The following is a 13826-nucleotide window of genomic DNA, read 5'->3' on the forward strand; positions in this document are numbered from 1 at the left end:
CACCAATACGAGGATTTTAAAAGATGGCCAAATACGTACTTTTCGATACAGAGACCACAGGGAATCAGGAAGCTGACCGCATTATACAGATAGGGGCAATGATCGTGCACAGCAAAGAAGAGGTAGAAGTCTATGATGAACTCTGCTCCACCTCTGTACCCATCAGTATAGAAGCGATGGAAGTACACAACATTACACCTGATATCATCGAGAATTGTGAGCCGTTTGAGAAGACCAATGCATGGAAGGTCATCAGTGAATTGAATGAAAAGGAAAACTATCTCATTGCCCATAACATCAGTTTCGACCTTGGAATGCTGGAGAAAGAGGGATTTACAAACCACTATACACTCATAGACACTGTTCGCTGTGCCAAACACCTGCTCCCGAACTCTCCTTACCACAGACTCCAATACCTCCGCTACAGCCTTGGACTCTACAAAACGGAAGAGGCAGAAGCTAAAAAACTCGGTATTACCATCAAAGCCCACGATGCCATAGGTGATGTACTGGTCATGAAACTTCTGCTTTCAAAACTCGTAGCTCTAACCCAGGAGCACTTCCCCGGAGTCAACCCTATGCAAAAAATGGCAGAGCTCACCCAGACACCTGTAATGATGAAAACATTTAAATTCGGAAAATACAAAGACAGAGACATTGAAGAGGTTGCCAGTGAAGATATGGGATACCTTAAATGGATGCGAAACAACCTCGATCTGGATGAAGATATGCAGTTTACTTTGGATCATTATCTAGGATAAATAAGCGACTTTATTTTAGAGCATTATCATGTTATAAAGAAGTAATCTGATAAAATACAACTCTTATTAAGAGTTTAAAATCAAAAGGGTTAATTAGTATGAGCAAGAGCAAAGATTTTTTACGTACTATAGTAGAAGAGGATTTAAAATCAGGCAAGTATCAAGAAGTTCATACAAGATTTCCTCCGGAGCCTAACGGGTTCCCACACATTGGACATGCCAAGTCTATCGCCATAAACTTTGGTATCGCACGCGACTATCAGGGACGTTGCAACCTTAGAATGGATGATACCAACCCGACTACAGAAGACACAAAATATGTTGAAGCGCTTAAAGATGCTGTAAAGTGGCTTGGATTTGAGTGGGATGACAGTGTACGTTTTACTTCTGATTATTTTCCCAAGCTCTATGATTACGCTGTAGAACTTATTAAAATGGGTAAAGCATATGTTGACAGTATCAATGAAGAGGAGATGAGAGAATATCGAGGAACAGTCACAGAAGCAGGAAAACGAAGTAAGTACGCCGAGCGCAGTGTTGAAGAGAACCTGGATCTTTTTGAAAGAATGAAAAATGGTGAGTTCAAAGACGGTGAACACGTCCTTAGAGCACGGATAGATATGAGTGCAGCCAATATGCAGATGCGTGACCCGCTTCTCTATCGTATCAGGCATGCCAAGCATCACAGGACAGGGAATGAATGGTCCATCTACCCGATGTATGACTTTGCCCACTGCCTGTCTGACTACATCGAAGGTATTACCCATTCACTCTGCACGCTCGAATTTGAGAACAACCGTGCTATTTATGACTGGGTTTTGGATACACTGGAGCTTGATCCACCGCGTCCCTATCAGTATGAATTTGCACGACTGGCTGTCAACTACACGGTGATGAGCAAAAGAAAGCTTTTGGAACTGGTTGAAGGCGGACAAGTAAGCGGTTGGGATGATCCACGTATGCCTACGATCGCCGGATATAAAAGAAGAGGTTATACCCCAGAATCCATTTTAACCTTTTGTGATCAGATAGGGATAGCAAAAGCAAACTCAATGGTGGATGTTTCACAGCTTGAATTTTGTATCAGAGATGATCTGAACACAAAAGTACCACGCGTGATGTGTGTACTTGACCCACTGAAAGTAACCATTACGAATTATGATGAAAAAGAAGAACTCGATGCTTCATATTACCCCGATGATGTGCCTAAAGAGGGGTTCAGAAAACTGCCTTTCTCTCGTGAGATATATATTGAGCGTGATGACTTTAGCCAAACCCCTCCAAAAGGTTACTTCCGTCTTACACCAGAGCAGCCCGTAAGGTTGAAGCATGCCTATATCATCTCCTGCGAGGAGGTGATCAAAGATGCCAATGGCAATATTACAGAGATAAAAGCAGTGTACCACCCTGCGTCTAAAAGCGGCTCAGATACCAGCGGTATCAAGGTTAAAAGTGCTATCCACTGGGTAAGTGCCAAAGAGGCTAAAACAGTAGAGGTAAGGCTTTATGACAGACTGTTCACAAATGAAGTCCCTGAAAGTGTAGAAGATATAAACCCGGATTCTTTGAAAATTATCAAAAATGCGCTTATTGAGCCTGCTGTTATCACGGACAAACCTGATGAGAGATTCCAATTTGAAAGACAGGGGTATTTTTATGCTGATCCAATTGATTACAGTGATGAAACTCCTGTGTTCAATAAAATTGTCGGACTTAAAGACTCTTGGGGGAAGAAGAAGAAAAAGGCACCGAAGAGTGAGCATAAACCTCAGGCTAAAAAAGAGCAAATAGATGGGGAAGTCGCACCCATGAGTGAAAGTGAGCAGGCACTGTTTGACAAGTATACTGCTGAACTGAAACTCAACAGCGAAGTTGCCAACACATTAGCACGCGATAAGAGACTCTCTTCCTTTTATGAAGATGCCCTCTCTATGCTTAACTCTCCTGTAGCATTAGCAAACATTGTGGCAAATGAAGTTGCCAGAGAGCTCAAGGAAAATGAGGGTGAGACACTTAAATTCACTGCAAAACAAGTAGCCAAGCTTGTCAAGATGCTTGATAATGAGACGATCTCAAGCAAAATTGCAAAACAGGTATTTGAAGAGATGGCCAAGAGTGGAGAAGAGCCGACACAAATCGTGGAAGCCAAAGGACTGATCCAGATCAGTGACACTTCAGTCATTGCACCTATCATTGATGAGATCATTGCAAAAAACCCGGATAATGTTGCTAAATTCAAAGCTGGCAACACCAAACTTTTAGGTTTCTTTGTCGGGCAAGCATTAAAAGCTACCGGAGGCAAAGCGAACCCAAAAGTGGTCAATGAACTTGTAGCCAAGAAGTTGAAATAATAGTGTAGATTTTGATATTATTTTCAGCTCGTTCCCATCCGTCCCCGGTGGGAATGCATACCAGAATATAGATTACCAAAATCTCTCAACCTCAATCAACCCTGATACTCCTTCATAATCCCTAGCAGAGCTGTATCGCCAATGACTAGCCTCATCTACATATCCACGCTTGACAGGATTTTTATGTATGTAGTCTATTTTACTTAGCATCATTTCGTCTGTTTGTATAAGCTTAGGCTGATACCCCTCCTGCCATAACTGATAGGTTTTGTCTTGTTTATGTGCCTTTTTATAAAACTGAAACTGTTTGAGTAGTGTCTGGGCATTTTCCTGTTGTAAAAGTTTGAGCAGTGCTTTGGCAGTAAAAGATTTAAAGTGTCTCATGCTTTTAGCTATATCATCACTTTGTACTATAAGGTGTATATGATTTTCCAATATCACATAGGCATAGAGCTTTAGATTTTCTTCTTTTTGTAGATGTTTGAGACTATCCAGGAGTATTTCTACACTCTCTTTGCGTGTAAAGATAGGAAGCCAATTTAGTACAGTACACGTAACAAAATGCGGATGTGTTGGTTCATAAATTTTGTATCTGCTTCTTCCCATAGTTTTATACCCTCAAGGGGCACCCTGTCTTTTTCTTGTATTATAGTTTAGAAAAACTAGAGAGTGTAAAAATATGACATATTGTCATGTTTTTTAGATTCTCGTATGCATTCCCACCGGGGACGGATGGGAACGAGGAAAAATATCGTAATAGAAGGACGCCAGCATATGGAACTGCCAAAATATCATGAAACATTTATTCCAATTTTAGAAACTCTAAATACGATAGAATCTATAAGTAGTAGGGACTTAGCAAATCAGGTTTTTAAGAATTATTATTCTAATTTACCGCAAGAGTTGCTTAGTCAAAAGACAAGCTCTGGAGCCAATGTCTTAATTGATAGAATTCTTTGGGGTAAATCTTATCTTAAAATGTCAAAGTTTGTTTCATACCCTAAAAGAGGAATGGTGCAAATTACAGACAAAGGAAATCAAGCTCTAAAAATGGGAAGTTTGTCATTAAAAGACCTTCAGAACGACCAAGATTTTAGAAATCATAGAGAATCTGTCAAAAGTAAAAAAGAAAGCATACTAGAAATTGACACTGTCAATGTAGAAAATGCTTCCCCTCAAGACTTAATAGATTCAGGCTTTTCAACAATTGAGACCGAAGTTAAAAGCGAATTATTGGAAAAGTTAAAAGAAATTGATCCCTACTATTTTAGCTCGTTCCCATCCGTCCTCGGTGGGAATGCATACCAGAATATAGATTACCAAAATCTTCCTCGTTCCCATCGTCTCGATGGGAATGCAGACTAATACTTGATGACCAATAAAAAGGTTACATGAATGTATAACGTAATATATACTCCCATCTGGGACGATGGGAGCAAGAAAAAGCTCCTTCATTCTATTTTATGCCTCTTTCAGTAAAAAACCCTATAATAACGCTATTAAAAAAGTGTGATCATTGGAGTCAGGAAATATGCTAAGATTTGCCCCTTCACCTATAGGTGATATGCACATAGAAGAGTTACGTGTTGCTATAGTCAACTACCTTGTTGCACAACAACACAATGAGCCTTTCCTTGTGCGTATTGATGATACCGACAAAGAGCATGTGATAGAGGGTAAAGATACTGAGATCATGCAGATCTTAGAGAAATTTGCACTCAAACATGACAGTGTGTTTCACCAGAGTGAACATCTCCATATGCACCAGACACTTGCTATTCGTCTTCTTGAAGAGGGTAAAGCATTTGTCTGTACCTGCAATGAAGAACAAACACCCTACTCTGGATGTTGTGAAAATGCAGACAGGTCTGAACATGCCAAACTTAAAGAGAGCGGTACACCTTTTGTGGTACGCATTAAAAAAACCGAACATGATATTGTCATTCATGACCTCATAAAAGGTGACATTGTTACATCACCAGATGAAGTAGATGCTTTTGTCATTCTGCATGCAGACGGTACACCTACTGAAGTATTTGCTTCTGCTTGTGACGATATGCTCTCGGGAATTACAACAGTGATAGAGAAAGAAGATCATCTTAAACATGCTTCTAGAGAGTTATATATCAAAACAAAACTGGGTTATACCGAAGAGACAGACTATGCACACCTGCCGACAATTTTAAACACCGGTAATGAAAGTTCTCTCAGGTGCTTGTTTGAGCAAGGCTTCATTCCTGATGCTATCATCAACTACCTGCTCTTACTCGGGAACACCAGCGCACCCGAGGAGATATTTACCCTGCCTGAAGCCATAGCATGGTTCAAGCTGGAAAACATTTCCAAGTCTGCCATCAAATTTGATATAGACAAGCTGCGTTTCATTAACCGGGAGCACTTGAAGAAGATGGATGACAAACTGCTCTCAACCCTCTTTGGCTTTGCAGATGCCGATGTAGGGAAACTTGCAAAACTTTACATGGAAGACGCAAGTACCATTAATGAGTTGGCTGCCAGAATCCATCCTGTTTTTGCACCCAAAGTACTTGAGGGTGAATGGGCTGAGCAGATGAAGAGCATACAAAAGCATATAAAAGATGCTCCCATGATAGAGCGTTTTGATGACTTCAAGTCCTACCTTGAAAAAGAGAGTGGGCTCAAAGAAGAAAACGTTTTAAAACCGCTTAGACTGCTGCTTACAGGGGCAGAACAAGGACCTGAACTGAACGATATCTATCCATTAATCAAACCCTATCTACTGGAGGTAGTTTCATGAATGCACTCATCTACTCGATCGTACAACTTTTACACACTGTGATCAATATCTATATTTGGATCGTGATCATCTCTGCACTGCTCAGTTTTGTAAGACCTGATCCGAGCAATCCTATTGTTCAAATTCTTTACAGACTTACAGAACCTGCTTATCGTTTTATACGCCAAAAATTGCCGTTTCTTGTTTTTTCAGGGATCGATCTCTCTCCGCTTATCATTATTCTCGGGCTTCAATTCCTCGATACGTTCATGATGCGTGCATTTTTAGGTTAAGAGAAATATGAACCTGAAACCTTTTTGGGCAGCAGTGTTAGTATTGCTGCTTGGTACAACCATACTCAATGCAAAATTCTTTACCTACTGGCAGGTACACAACATGCCCCAAAGTGTAGAAAAAGACTATTACATCTGGCGATTCCTTTCTCAATCGACCACCACAGCATTTCAGGCAAGGTCTATCATCAAAGAGGTCGATCATCTCAATAAAAAACTCCGTGTAGCCTATAAAAAAAGAACAGGGTTCAGTGCCCCAAATCCATCAACTTCTCCTGTTTCCTGCGGGAAAGTGACTAATTGGAAACGCCGTTCTGAAGCAAACAAATATTTTAGAAACGCTATCTTGCTTCTCCAGCAAAAACAACTTCAAAAAGCAGCTGATGCTTTCTATGATGCACACAATAAATATGAAGAGAGATGGGAAAAAGACAAATGCCTCTTTTGGCTCTATATGGTCACAAAGGACAAAGAGTATCTTGATACATTAAAGAAGAGTTATCATATTAATATGTATACCCTTTTGGCAGCTGACTTTACAAAAAGCAGATATCCAAAAACCATTGTTACCCCGTCTATCAGCAAAAACAGACTCTACAACATTGATGCAAAGAACCCGATTCACTGGGCAAAAATAAAAGCAAAGATATTTAATCCTTCTACCGATCTCGAAGACCTGGCAGACGACTGCAAGTCTAAAGAAACAGTGGGGATGTACTGTTATGTCAAGGCCAAAGCATGTAATTACAAAAGATCCTATTTCCCTATGCCTTATAAAGATATTATGAAAAAATACCCGATCAAACGACAAGCACTGCTTTATGCCATTGCCAGGCAGGAGAGTCGGTTTGTTCCCGCCTCCGTTTCACGCTCTTTTGCACTGGGGATGATGCAGTTTATGCCGTTTCTCATTGAGCATGTAGCAAAACAAAAGGGTGAACATATTGACCTTGATGATATGTTTGATCCTAAAAAAGCCATAGAATATGCTGATTTTCATCTTGATTACCTGAACAGGTATCTCTATCATCCTCTTTTTGTAGCCTATGCCTATAATGCAGGTATAGGTTTTACGAAACGCCTCATAAGGCAAAAGAACTATTTTCGAAAAGGTGCATTTGAGCCTTACTTGAGTATGGAAAAGATGACCAATGCCCAGGCAAGAGAGTATGGGAAACGTGTACTGACCAACTATGTGGTCTACCTTAATAAACTGGGAAAACCCACACGTCTGCTTCCTTACATAAATATGCTGACCGATCCGTCCAAAACTGATCGTTTTAGAAATTAAACCCTTTGATTAATAGGCTTTTTTATGTAAAACATACTTTGCCACTTTGGCAAAGTGCAGTTCACCTTTTCCATAAAGTTCACTTTTAAAGACCAATGTAAGACTTTTCCCTGAAATATGGGGAAAAGTGACTTTATAAAATTTACTCCATTCAGAGACAAATGAGATGTCTTTTAAAAGAGCATCATCTTCCTTCAACGGTTTAATACTTTTTGGAGGATGCCCATTCAGCAGTAAAGTGTACCCCGCCTCACTAAAAGAAGGGGCTTCACTCTCCTCAATATATACACCGATAATGAATGATTCATCATGCTTGTCGTTCTTTTTAATGGATTGTCCGTTAAGATAGGTTGCTGTAAGCATTGCTTTGGTGAGCTGTCCTTCATAAAGCTGGGTCTTTTCTGTTTTTTGCAATTTTTTATGATAGGATCTCTCTTTCTCATAAGTCTGCATAAGCACTTTTTCTTCTTTGGAAGTACAGGCAGTAAGAAGTGCTGCGACAGTGACAGATACCCATATCTTATTCATCAGCACTCCTTATAAGTTGAAATGATTTTAACATAGTTTCAATAAAAATTGATGTATAATCTCTTCTACATATACAAAAAGGTTAAACGTGAACAAAAGAGTTGCCGTAGCATTCACAGGTCCTTCAGGCAGTGGAAAAACCACGCTTGTTGAGAAAGTGGCCAAAGTAATGATAGAGAGACAAAAAGTAGCTATTATCAAAAATGACCCCAAAGACAAAGCCATATTTGATGTAGAGGGAAAAGACAGTGACAAATTCACCAAAACAGGTGCTGAAGTTGTTGTAACTTCCCCTACTCGAACTACTTACTTTTCACAAAGAGAGAAGAGCTTGGATGAGATAGTAGCCATGATCAATGATTTTGATATTTTACTTGTAGAAGGTCTTAAAACACTCCCTCTGCCACGTATCGCTATTTTTAGAAACAAGATAGATGAGAGTTATTTTTCATGCAGTGAAGCCATTGCTATAGACGAGACGATAAACCGGACACAGTATGCCATACCTGAACATATTGATATACTTGATCTAAATGATACTGCCGCGATCATTGAGTGGATCATGAACCATGCCAAGAACATATAAGTAAGAAGGAAATCTATGCAAACCATATTTGAAACCATTAAAGATGTTGCCATTAAGATCGACCATGCCATTAAGACTGAAGACCTGGGGTACAGTGACAGTTCAAATTCTTCGGGAGAAGAGCAACTCAAACTTGATGTAAAGAGTGACTACATCATAGAAGAGGCTTTTAAAGATGTCTCTATTGTCAAAGCATTGGTCAGTGAAGAGAAAGAAGGTGTACTTCAACTGCATTCTGAGGGAAAATATACGGTCTGTTATGATCCTCTGGATGGTTCATCTCTTGCAGATGTCAACCTTTCAGTGGGGTCTATCTTCGGTATTTATGAAGGTGAACTCAAGGGGGAGAATCTTATAGCCTCAGCCTATGTGGTCTATGGTCCGCGTATTGAGCTTATGATCGCCACAAAAGAGAGTAAGCCTATGCATTACAGAGCACAGGAGGGACTTTTTAATTTCATCAGCGAAGTGAGCCTGAATGAAAAAGGAAAACTCAATGCACCCGGAGGTACACAGCAGTACTGGTGTGACTATCATAAAACATTTGTAGATGATCTTTTTGCTGAAGGGTATCGTTTAAGGTATTCAGGCGGAATGGTGCCTGACCTGCATCAGATCCTTCTTAAAGGCGGAGGTATTTTCTCTTACCCGGGAACCTCTGATGTACCTCACGGAAAACTCAGACAACTTTTTGAAGTGATCCCTTTTGCCTTTATATATGAACAGGCAGGCGGACAGGCAGTTAACGATAAAGGGATGAGACTTCTTGAACTTATACCGTCACATCCACATGATACGAGTCCTTGTTTCTTCGGTTCCAACTATGAGATCAATGCGTTAAAAGAGGCTTATGGAGTGAATAAGTAATGTCAGAAGAAGTACTTGACGAGTGGCAAATCGCACTTAAACAGAAGAAAGCAGAACTTGAAATATGTCAGAAAGAACATCATGTTAAAAGTTGTATGAAGTGTGAAAAGTTGCTCAACTGTACATTAAGAGACACTTACATTAAAGCTGTTTACGACAGTATGAGCAAAGGTAAAGGCGGAGGATTTGAGTTTTAAACCACCCACTATTTAATGGTAAATAACTTCACCAAAAAAAGTTTGTTTCTTTTTATCCTTGCGTATTTGTCTTTGCTCATCTAAATAATTCCAGACTTTTTTCTTATCAAAAACATCCAACAAAGCCTTTTTATAATTGCTTATGTGCACATTGCCTTTTAAATTATGATTACTGATTGTCGCTGTCATGGTAATCCTTTATCATTTTAGACCACTTTAACATTTAACCATTACCTCTTTATTACCTGCTTGGAATTTTTTTTGCTATGCTATAATCTCATTAAAATAATTAAACCCTCTGCATATCTATATTATTTAGAAGGTTCAAGAGAAAAAGGCAATAACATTATGCATATGAAATTTAGTGAAGACGCAGAAAACAGTTACTTCTTTTCCCAACCCCATCAACCTTTTTTTGTTCTGGCATTTATCAATGCTGTGGTGATCATGTTCATATTCCTGCTGGCATACAACGGCAAAATCAACCTTGCAATACCTCCTTCAGACTTTCATGCGTATGGACTAGCGTACCTCATGTTCACTCCAGCATTCTTTGCCTTTTTATTTACCACTTTTCCAAGATTTTCTTCTACACCTGTCATAGAAAAAAAGAGCTATATGCGTATCTTTTCTTTCTACTATATAGGATCTGTTCTTTTTATACTTGGAAGTATAGTAAGCCCCATATTATCAGTATCGGGCATGCTTATTCTCCTTGCAGGACATCTTCTGGGAATACTGATACTCAAAAATAGATATATGCTTTCACCTATGGAAGACAAACATGATATTTTCTGGATACTTCTGGCAATGGTATTTGGTCTGGTCGCACATTTTCTTTTTATTATCGGAGAACTTTTTGTTGAATCTTTCATTGGTTTTTCGATGGAAGTATCTGTCTATCTTTACCTTTTTTTACTCGCTTTCTCCGTTGCACAGCGTATGGTACCTTTTTTCTCGCACTGCATGGTGGAGAGAAATGACACACTGTTAAGAAATGTCTTTTTGCTTCTTGGGCTTCATATTCTCTTGGAGGGTATTGTGACCAACAGTTCTTTTATTGTAGATCTTATTCTGGCATACATCATTGCAAAAGAACTCTTCAGATGGCAACTGCCTTTTCCCAATCCTAATCCCATGCTTTGGATCCTGCATTTGGCACTTTACTGGATACCTGTAGCCTTTCTCTTTGGAGCTATGAGTAATTTCATTACGTTGATAAACGGTACGGATTTTCTATTTTTGGACATTCATATACTCATGCTTGGTTTTGTCTTTACCATACTCATAGGCTTTGGTACACGTGTCACCATAGGACACTCAGGAAATATGATGCAGGCAGGATTGTGGGAAAAGATACTTTTTAACTGGACACAGGTGGTAGTCATCATAAGACTCTTTACCTCAATGATGGCAGCACTTGGATACAACTTTTTGGTACTTTTTGATATATCTGTCACCGTATGGTTACTGATGTTTATCCTCTGGGCTATACGTTTTTTCAAACTACTTATCTTTGGTAAAAAATTGGGAGAATAGCGTTAATCTTAGTTAATAAACGTCTGATATAATGACACAGTTTATTTGAAGGACTATTATCATGAACAAACCACTCTTTATTGTTGTACTGCTTTCGAACCTCCTTTTCTCTGCTACCTCTGAACAGGTGGAACAGTATATCTCTGTTTCCAATTCGGAAGAACAGCTTATAGCACTTGAAGGTCAGTTCTCCAAAATGCAAAACAACCTGAACAGACTCGAAAGCAATACCTCTGAAACATCTGAGAATTATGATATGCAGCTTCTTTCCATCCGTTTTAGAGAATATCTGCAAAAAAACATCAGTGAAGATGAGATGAATGAGATCCTGAAACAATACAAAAGTATACTTCTTTTACAGTTTGTCTCTGCACAAAATGATCCTGATTTTGATCCAAAAGTTGCGGCTAATTATGTCAAAGAGCTTCAGAAAAACCCGGAGGCATCCGTACGCATAGAATTGGCAGAGAAAATAGCAAATGCACTCTATAAAAAAGAGTCGGTTACCATTCTTTTTGACAACCTTATAAAACCTTTGATGCAAAACAGCATAGGAGGCAATAAAATAAATGATGAGATCATGAAAAAAAGCAGAGACTCCTACATCAAGATGATGTCAGAACAAGGAAAAACAGAGACGATCTATCTTACCAAAGATTTTACACAGGATGAACTTGAAGCATTGCTCAAGATCGTTCAAACCCCCGCAATAGATCATGAATCCAAAGCTGTTTTTGGTGCCATGGCATACGCACTCAAAGAGTTCTTTCTCTCTATGGCAAGCCGCTATGATGTGAGTAAACATCAGAGATAGCAATATATGAAGCCTATCTACATCACCGATCTTGACCATACCTTTTTGCGTACAGACCAGAGTCTGAGTGATTTTTCTGTCAATGTTTGGAATGAAAAAGCCAAAAATGCCATTCTTTCTGTAGCTACCGCAAGAAGTTTTCAAAAATCCCATAATTTTTTAGAGAAGCTCCATCTGGATGCTCCCATGATCCTGCTTGACGGCAGTATGATCGTTGCTCCGGACAAAACACTCATAGATATTAAAACGGTAAATAAAGAACTTGGAGATGCCATCATTGCCGAAGGTGCAAAGTTTGACATTTACCCTTTTGTCATAGCTCTCAAAGATATGGACTTGAATGAAGCTTTCCTTTTTCCCACCACTCTCAATACCCATCAGCACGGTGTGCTGGAAAACTACCGCAATGACCCGCGTATGGTAGAGTGCAAAAATATCAAAGCTATGGAGATGAACCTCAAGATCGTCTACTTTGCAGACCGTCAAACCCTTGAGCCTCTCACAGCACACATGAAAAAGACTTTTGGCTCAGAACTGGAGTACAAACTCTCTCCTGAAAAATACTCAGACGGCTGGTTTCTAACCATCCTCCACCCAGAAGGCGACAAAGCCCACGCCTTGCAAAAAGTAGCAGACCATATAGGCAGAGAGACATCAGAAGTCACCGTGTTTGGTGACTCTGTCAATGACATAGGCATGTTTAAACTTGCAGGTACCTCTGTAGCTGTAGCCAATGCCTTAGACGAAGTGAAGGCTGTGGCAGATGTAGTGTTGCCTCATAGTAATGATGAGGATGGGGTTGCTAGGTATTTGGAAAGTTCGATATACTTGATAGTATGAAACTCTTGAAAATAAGGATTTATCTTGAAAAACAAAGAAATATTTATACAAACTATTAAAATCTCATGCAACATATCTGATCATATAAAAAGTTTATTAGCCTATATACTAGTAATATTAGCCTTATTGTTTTTTGATCAAATAATAGATACAAAAAATGAATTTAAAGATTTTAATATTTTTTCGACCGTTTTAAAAACATACACTTTATTCATAATCTCTTTCGTTCTATCTGGTGTAATAGGATCTATCCTGTCTGGCTTATTAATGCACAGTAAACTCAAGAATATTGCATATTTCATAATAGATGTACTTGAAAAGTATATAACAATTATCAAAACTGGATTAGGCATAATATTTATATATGGATTGATTATTAAGTATCAAATACTTTGGCTTCCTTTTATTCTATTTTGTGTGACAACTTTTATTATTTCATTTTTAACAGTCATCAGAAAAAAAGAGTAAAAGTAGATCAGCAGACTTACGTCATTATGAGGATCTTCTTTGCCTCGTTCCCATCCGTCCTCGGTGGTAACGCATACTTCAATAAAAACAATAAAATAAACTCATAAATTATACAAATACCGACATGCATTCCCACGCTGGAGCGATGGGAACGAGAGTGAATTCATATATCAATACCGATTCATCAACTCCACATTCAATCTCTCTAACCTCTCAGGTGTACCAATGTCCAACCATTCTCCCTCATAGAGTTCACCTGTCACTTTCCCCTCTTTCATAGCAGTTCTAAGCAATGGTGCCAAGGCAGATTTGCCATAAGGCAGCCCCTCAAAGAGTTTTGGAGAGTAGTAGCCGATGCCACTGAAAGTATATTCCTTGTTGTCCACCACGAGGTTACCGTCTAAGGCAAAATCACCCTCAGGGTTATGCTCTGGATTGGGTACGAGGATAAGATGTGCTAAAATACCGTCTGCTAAGTGCCTGTTGTCTTGGAAGTCGTAGTCGGTAAAGACATCCCCATTGACCACAAGAAAAGT

At 39.2% G+C, this 13826-nt stretch carries 17 protein-coding genes; 13 read left to right on the forward strand and 4 right to left on the reverse strand.

Translation table 11 applies throughout. The features are described from left to right. The first annotated feature begins 23 nt into the window (after positions 1 to 23). Together MVE01_RS08075 and MVE01_RS08080 are read left to right on the forward strand one after the other, a co-directional pair. On the forward strand, positions 24 to 761 hold the full coding sequence (locus tag MVE01_RS08075) for an exonuclease domain-containing protein (protein ID WP_472561675.1): 738 nt from the start codon (positions 24 to 26) through the stop codon (positions 759 to 761). 98 nt (positions 762 to 859) lie between these two features. Then, positions 860 to 3112, forward strand: a complete 2253-nt coding sequence (locus MVE01_RS08080) for a glutamine--tRNA ligase/YqeY domain fusion protein (RefSeq protein WP_472561676.1) — start codon at positions 860 to 862, stop codon at positions 3110 to 3112. 72 nt (positions 3113 to 3184) lie between these two features. Here MVE01_RS08080 and MVE01_RS08085 read toward each other — a convergent pair whose 3' ends face one another. After that, positions 3185 to 3718: an REP-associated tyrosine transposase gene (locus MVE01_RS08085; protein ID WP_472561677.1), complete on the reverse strand. Its 534-nt coding sequence runs from the start codon at positions 3716 to 3718 to the stop codon at positions 3185 to 3187. Positions 3719 to 3886: 168 nt separating this feature from the next. Here MVE01_RS08085 and MVE01_RS08090 point away from each other — a divergent pair, with 168 nt between their 5' ends. The 4 genes from MVE01_RS08090 to MVE01_RS08105 all read left to right on the forward strand — a co-directional run bounded on the left by MVE01_RS08090 (position 3887) and on the right by MVE01_RS08105 (position 7451). Further along, positions 3887 to 4477 (forward strand): winged helix-turn-helix domain-containing protein, encoded by a 591-nt coding sequence (locus MVE01_RS08090; RefSeq protein ID WP_472561678.1) that lies wholly within the window; start codon positions 3887 to 3889, stop codon positions 4475 to 4477. A 166-nt stretch (positions 4478 to 4643) separates the two neighbouring features. Continuing rightward, a complete protein-coding gene (gene gltX, locus MVE01_RS08095) occupies positions 4644 to 5888 on the forward strand; it encodes a glutamate--tRNA ligase (RefSeq protein ID WP_472561679.1) in 1245 nt (414 codons plus the stop codon). After that, positions 5885 to 6160, forward strand: coding sequence for a YggT family protein (locus MVE01_RS08100; protein ID WP_472561680.1), 276 nt, complete (start codon positions 5885 to 5887; stop codon positions 6158 to 6160). Before gltX ends, MVE01_RS08100 begins: the two co-directional genes overlap by 4 nt. A 7-nt stretch (positions 6161 to 6167) precedes the next feature. Continuing rightward, the gene (locus tag MVE01_RS08105) at positions 6168 to 7451 is read left to right on the forward strand and encodes a lytic transglycosylase domain-containing protein (protein ID WP_472561681.1); all 1284 of its coding nucleotides are present in this window, start codon (positions 6168 to 6170) and stop codon (positions 7449 to 7451) included. Between the two features lie 9 nt (positions 7452 to 7460). On the opposite strand, the gene MVE01_RS08110 is transcribed toward MVE01_RS08105, so the two are convergent. After that, complete coding sequence (locus tag MVE01_RS08110; RefSeq protein WP_472561682.1) at positions 7461 to 7979, reverse strand: hypothetical protein; 519 nt, start codon at positions 7977 to 7979, stop codon at positions 7461 to 7463. 88 nt (positions 7980 to 8067) lie between these two features. Here MVE01_RS08110 and mobB point away from each other — a divergent pair, with 88 nt between their 5' ends. Genes mobB through MVE01_RS08125 form a run of 3 tightly spaced genes read left to right on the forward strand, consistent with a single transcriptional unit; the run spans position 8068 to position 9629 of the window. Beyond that, entirely contained in the window at positions 8068 to 8565 is a 498-nt protein-coding gene (gene mobB, locus MVE01_RS08115) for a molybdopterin-guanine dinucleotide biosynthesis protein B (RefSeq protein ID WP_472561683.1), read from the forward strand. Between the two features lie 15 nt (positions 8566 to 8580). Next, positions 8581 to 9432 (forward strand): class 1 fructose-bisphosphatase, encoded by an 852-nt coding sequence (locus MVE01_RS08120; protein WP_472561684.1) that lies wholly within the window; start codon positions 8581 to 8583, stop codon positions 9430 to 9432. Beyond that, a complete protein-coding gene (locus MVE01_RS08125; RefSeq protein ID WP_472561685.1) occupies positions 9432 to 9629 on the forward strand; it encodes a hypothetical protein in 198 nt (65 codons plus the stop codon). The genes MVE01_RS08120 and MVE01_RS08125 overlap by 1 nt, the downstream gene beginning before the upstream one ends. 12 nt (positions 9630 to 9641) lie before the next feature. On the opposite strand, the gene MVE01_RS08130 is transcribed toward MVE01_RS08125, so the two are convergent. Further along, positions 9642 to 9818: a hypothetical protein gene (locus tag MVE01_RS08130; RefSeq protein WP_472561686.1), complete on the reverse strand. Its 177-nt coding sequence runs from the start codon at positions 9816 to 9818 to the stop codon at positions 9642 to 9644. Positions 9819 to 9977: 159 nt separating this feature from the next. Here MVE01_RS08130 and MVE01_RS08135 point away from each other — a divergent pair, with 159 nt between their 5' ends. From MVE01_RS08135 to MVE01_RS08150, 4 genes are all read left to right on the forward strand, one after another. After that, the gene (locus MVE01_RS08135; protein ID WP_472561687.1) at positions 9978 to 11168 is read left to right on the forward strand and encodes an NnrS family protein; all 1191 of its coding nucleotides are present in this window, start codon (positions 9978 to 9980) and stop codon (positions 11166 to 11168) included. A 61-nt stretch (positions 11169 to 11229) separates the two neighbouring features. After that, complete coding sequence (locus MVE01_RS08140; protein ID WP_472561688.1) at positions 11230 to 11982, forward strand: hypothetical protein; 753 nt, start codon at positions 11230 to 11232, stop codon at positions 11980 to 11982. Positions 11983 to 11988: 6 nt separating this feature from the next. Next, entirely contained in the window at positions 11989 to 12822 is an 834-nt protein-coding gene (locus MVE01_RS08145) for an HAD-IIB family hydrolase (RefSeq protein ID WP_472561689.1), read from the forward strand. A gap of 24 nt (positions 12823 to 12846) precedes the next feature. Then, positions 12847 to 13290 (forward strand): hypothetical protein, encoded by a 444-nt coding sequence (locus MVE01_RS08150; RefSeq protein WP_472561690.1) that lies wholly within the window; start codon positions 12847 to 12849, stop codon positions 13288 to 13290. Between the two features lie 170 nt (positions 13291 to 13460). Here the strand turns inward: MVE01_RS08150 and MVE01_RS08155 are convergent. Then, a partial coding sequence (locus MVE01_RS08155) for a glycosyltransferase family protein (RefSeq protein WP_472561691.1) occupies positions 13461 to 13826 on the reverse strand: 366 nt, incomplete at its 5' end.

The organism is Sulfurovum sp. (assembly GCA_026990595.1).
GTDB lineage: Bacteria > Campylobacterota > Campylobacteria > Campylobacterales > Sulfurovaceae > Sulfurovum.

Bases quoted from the DNA above. Each gene is read 5' to 3' on its own strand.
- MVE01_RS08125 (WP_472561685.1), top strand. From the start codon at position 9,432: ATGTCAGAAGAAGTACTTGACGAGTGGCAAATCGCACTTAAACAGAAG.
- MVE01_RS08085 (WP_472561677.1), bottom strand. From the start codon at position 3,718: ATGGGAAGAAGCAGATACAAAATTTATGAACCAACACATCCGCATTTT.
- MVE01_RS08145 (WP_472561689.1), top strand. From the start codon at position 11,989: ATGAAGCCTATCTACATCACCGATCTTGACCATACCTTTTTGCGTACA.
- MVE01_RS08105 (WP_472561681.1), top strand. From the start codon at position 6,168: ATGAACCTGAAACCTTTTTGGGCAGCAGTGTTAGTATTGCTGCTTGGT.
- MVE01_RS08120 (WP_472561684.1), top strand. From the start codon at position 8,581: ATGCAAACCATATTTGAAACCATTAAAGATGTTGCCATTAAGATCGAC.
- MVE01_RS08130 (WP_472561686.1), bottom strand. From the start codon at position 9,818: ATGACAGCGACAATCAGTAATCATAATTTAAAAGGCAATGTGCACATA.
- MVE01_RS08135 (WP_472561687.1), top strand. From the start codon at position 9,978: ATGCATATGAAATTTAGTGAAGACGCAGAAAACAGTTACTTCTTTTCC.
- MVE01_RS08100 (WP_472561680.1), top strand. From the start codon at position 5,885: ATGAATGCACTCATCTACTCGATCGTACAACTTTTACACACTGTGATC.
- MVE01_RS08110 (WP_472561682.1), bottom strand. From the start codon at position 7,979: ATGAATAAGATATGGGTATCTGTCACTGTCGCAGCACTTCTTACTGCC.
- MVE01_RS08090 (WP_472561678.1), top strand. From the start codon at position 3,887: ATGGAACTGCCAAAATATCATGAAACATTTATTCCAATTTTAGAAACT.
- MVE01_RS08075 (WP_472561675.1), top strand. From the start codon at position 24: ATGGCCAAATACGTACTTTTCGATACAGAGACCACAGGGAATCAGGAA.
- MVE01_RS08080 (WP_472561676.1), top strand. From the start codon at position 860: ATGAGCAAGAGCAAAGATTTTTTACGTACTATAGTAGAAGAGGATTTA.
- MVE01_RS08140 (WP_472561688.1), top strand. From the start codon at position 11,230: ATGAACAAACCACTCTTTATTGTTGTACTGCTTTCGAACCTCCTTTTC.
- gltX (WP_472561679.1), top strand. From the start codon at position 4,644: ATGCTAAGATTTGCCCCTTCACCTATAGGTGATATGCACATAGAAGAG.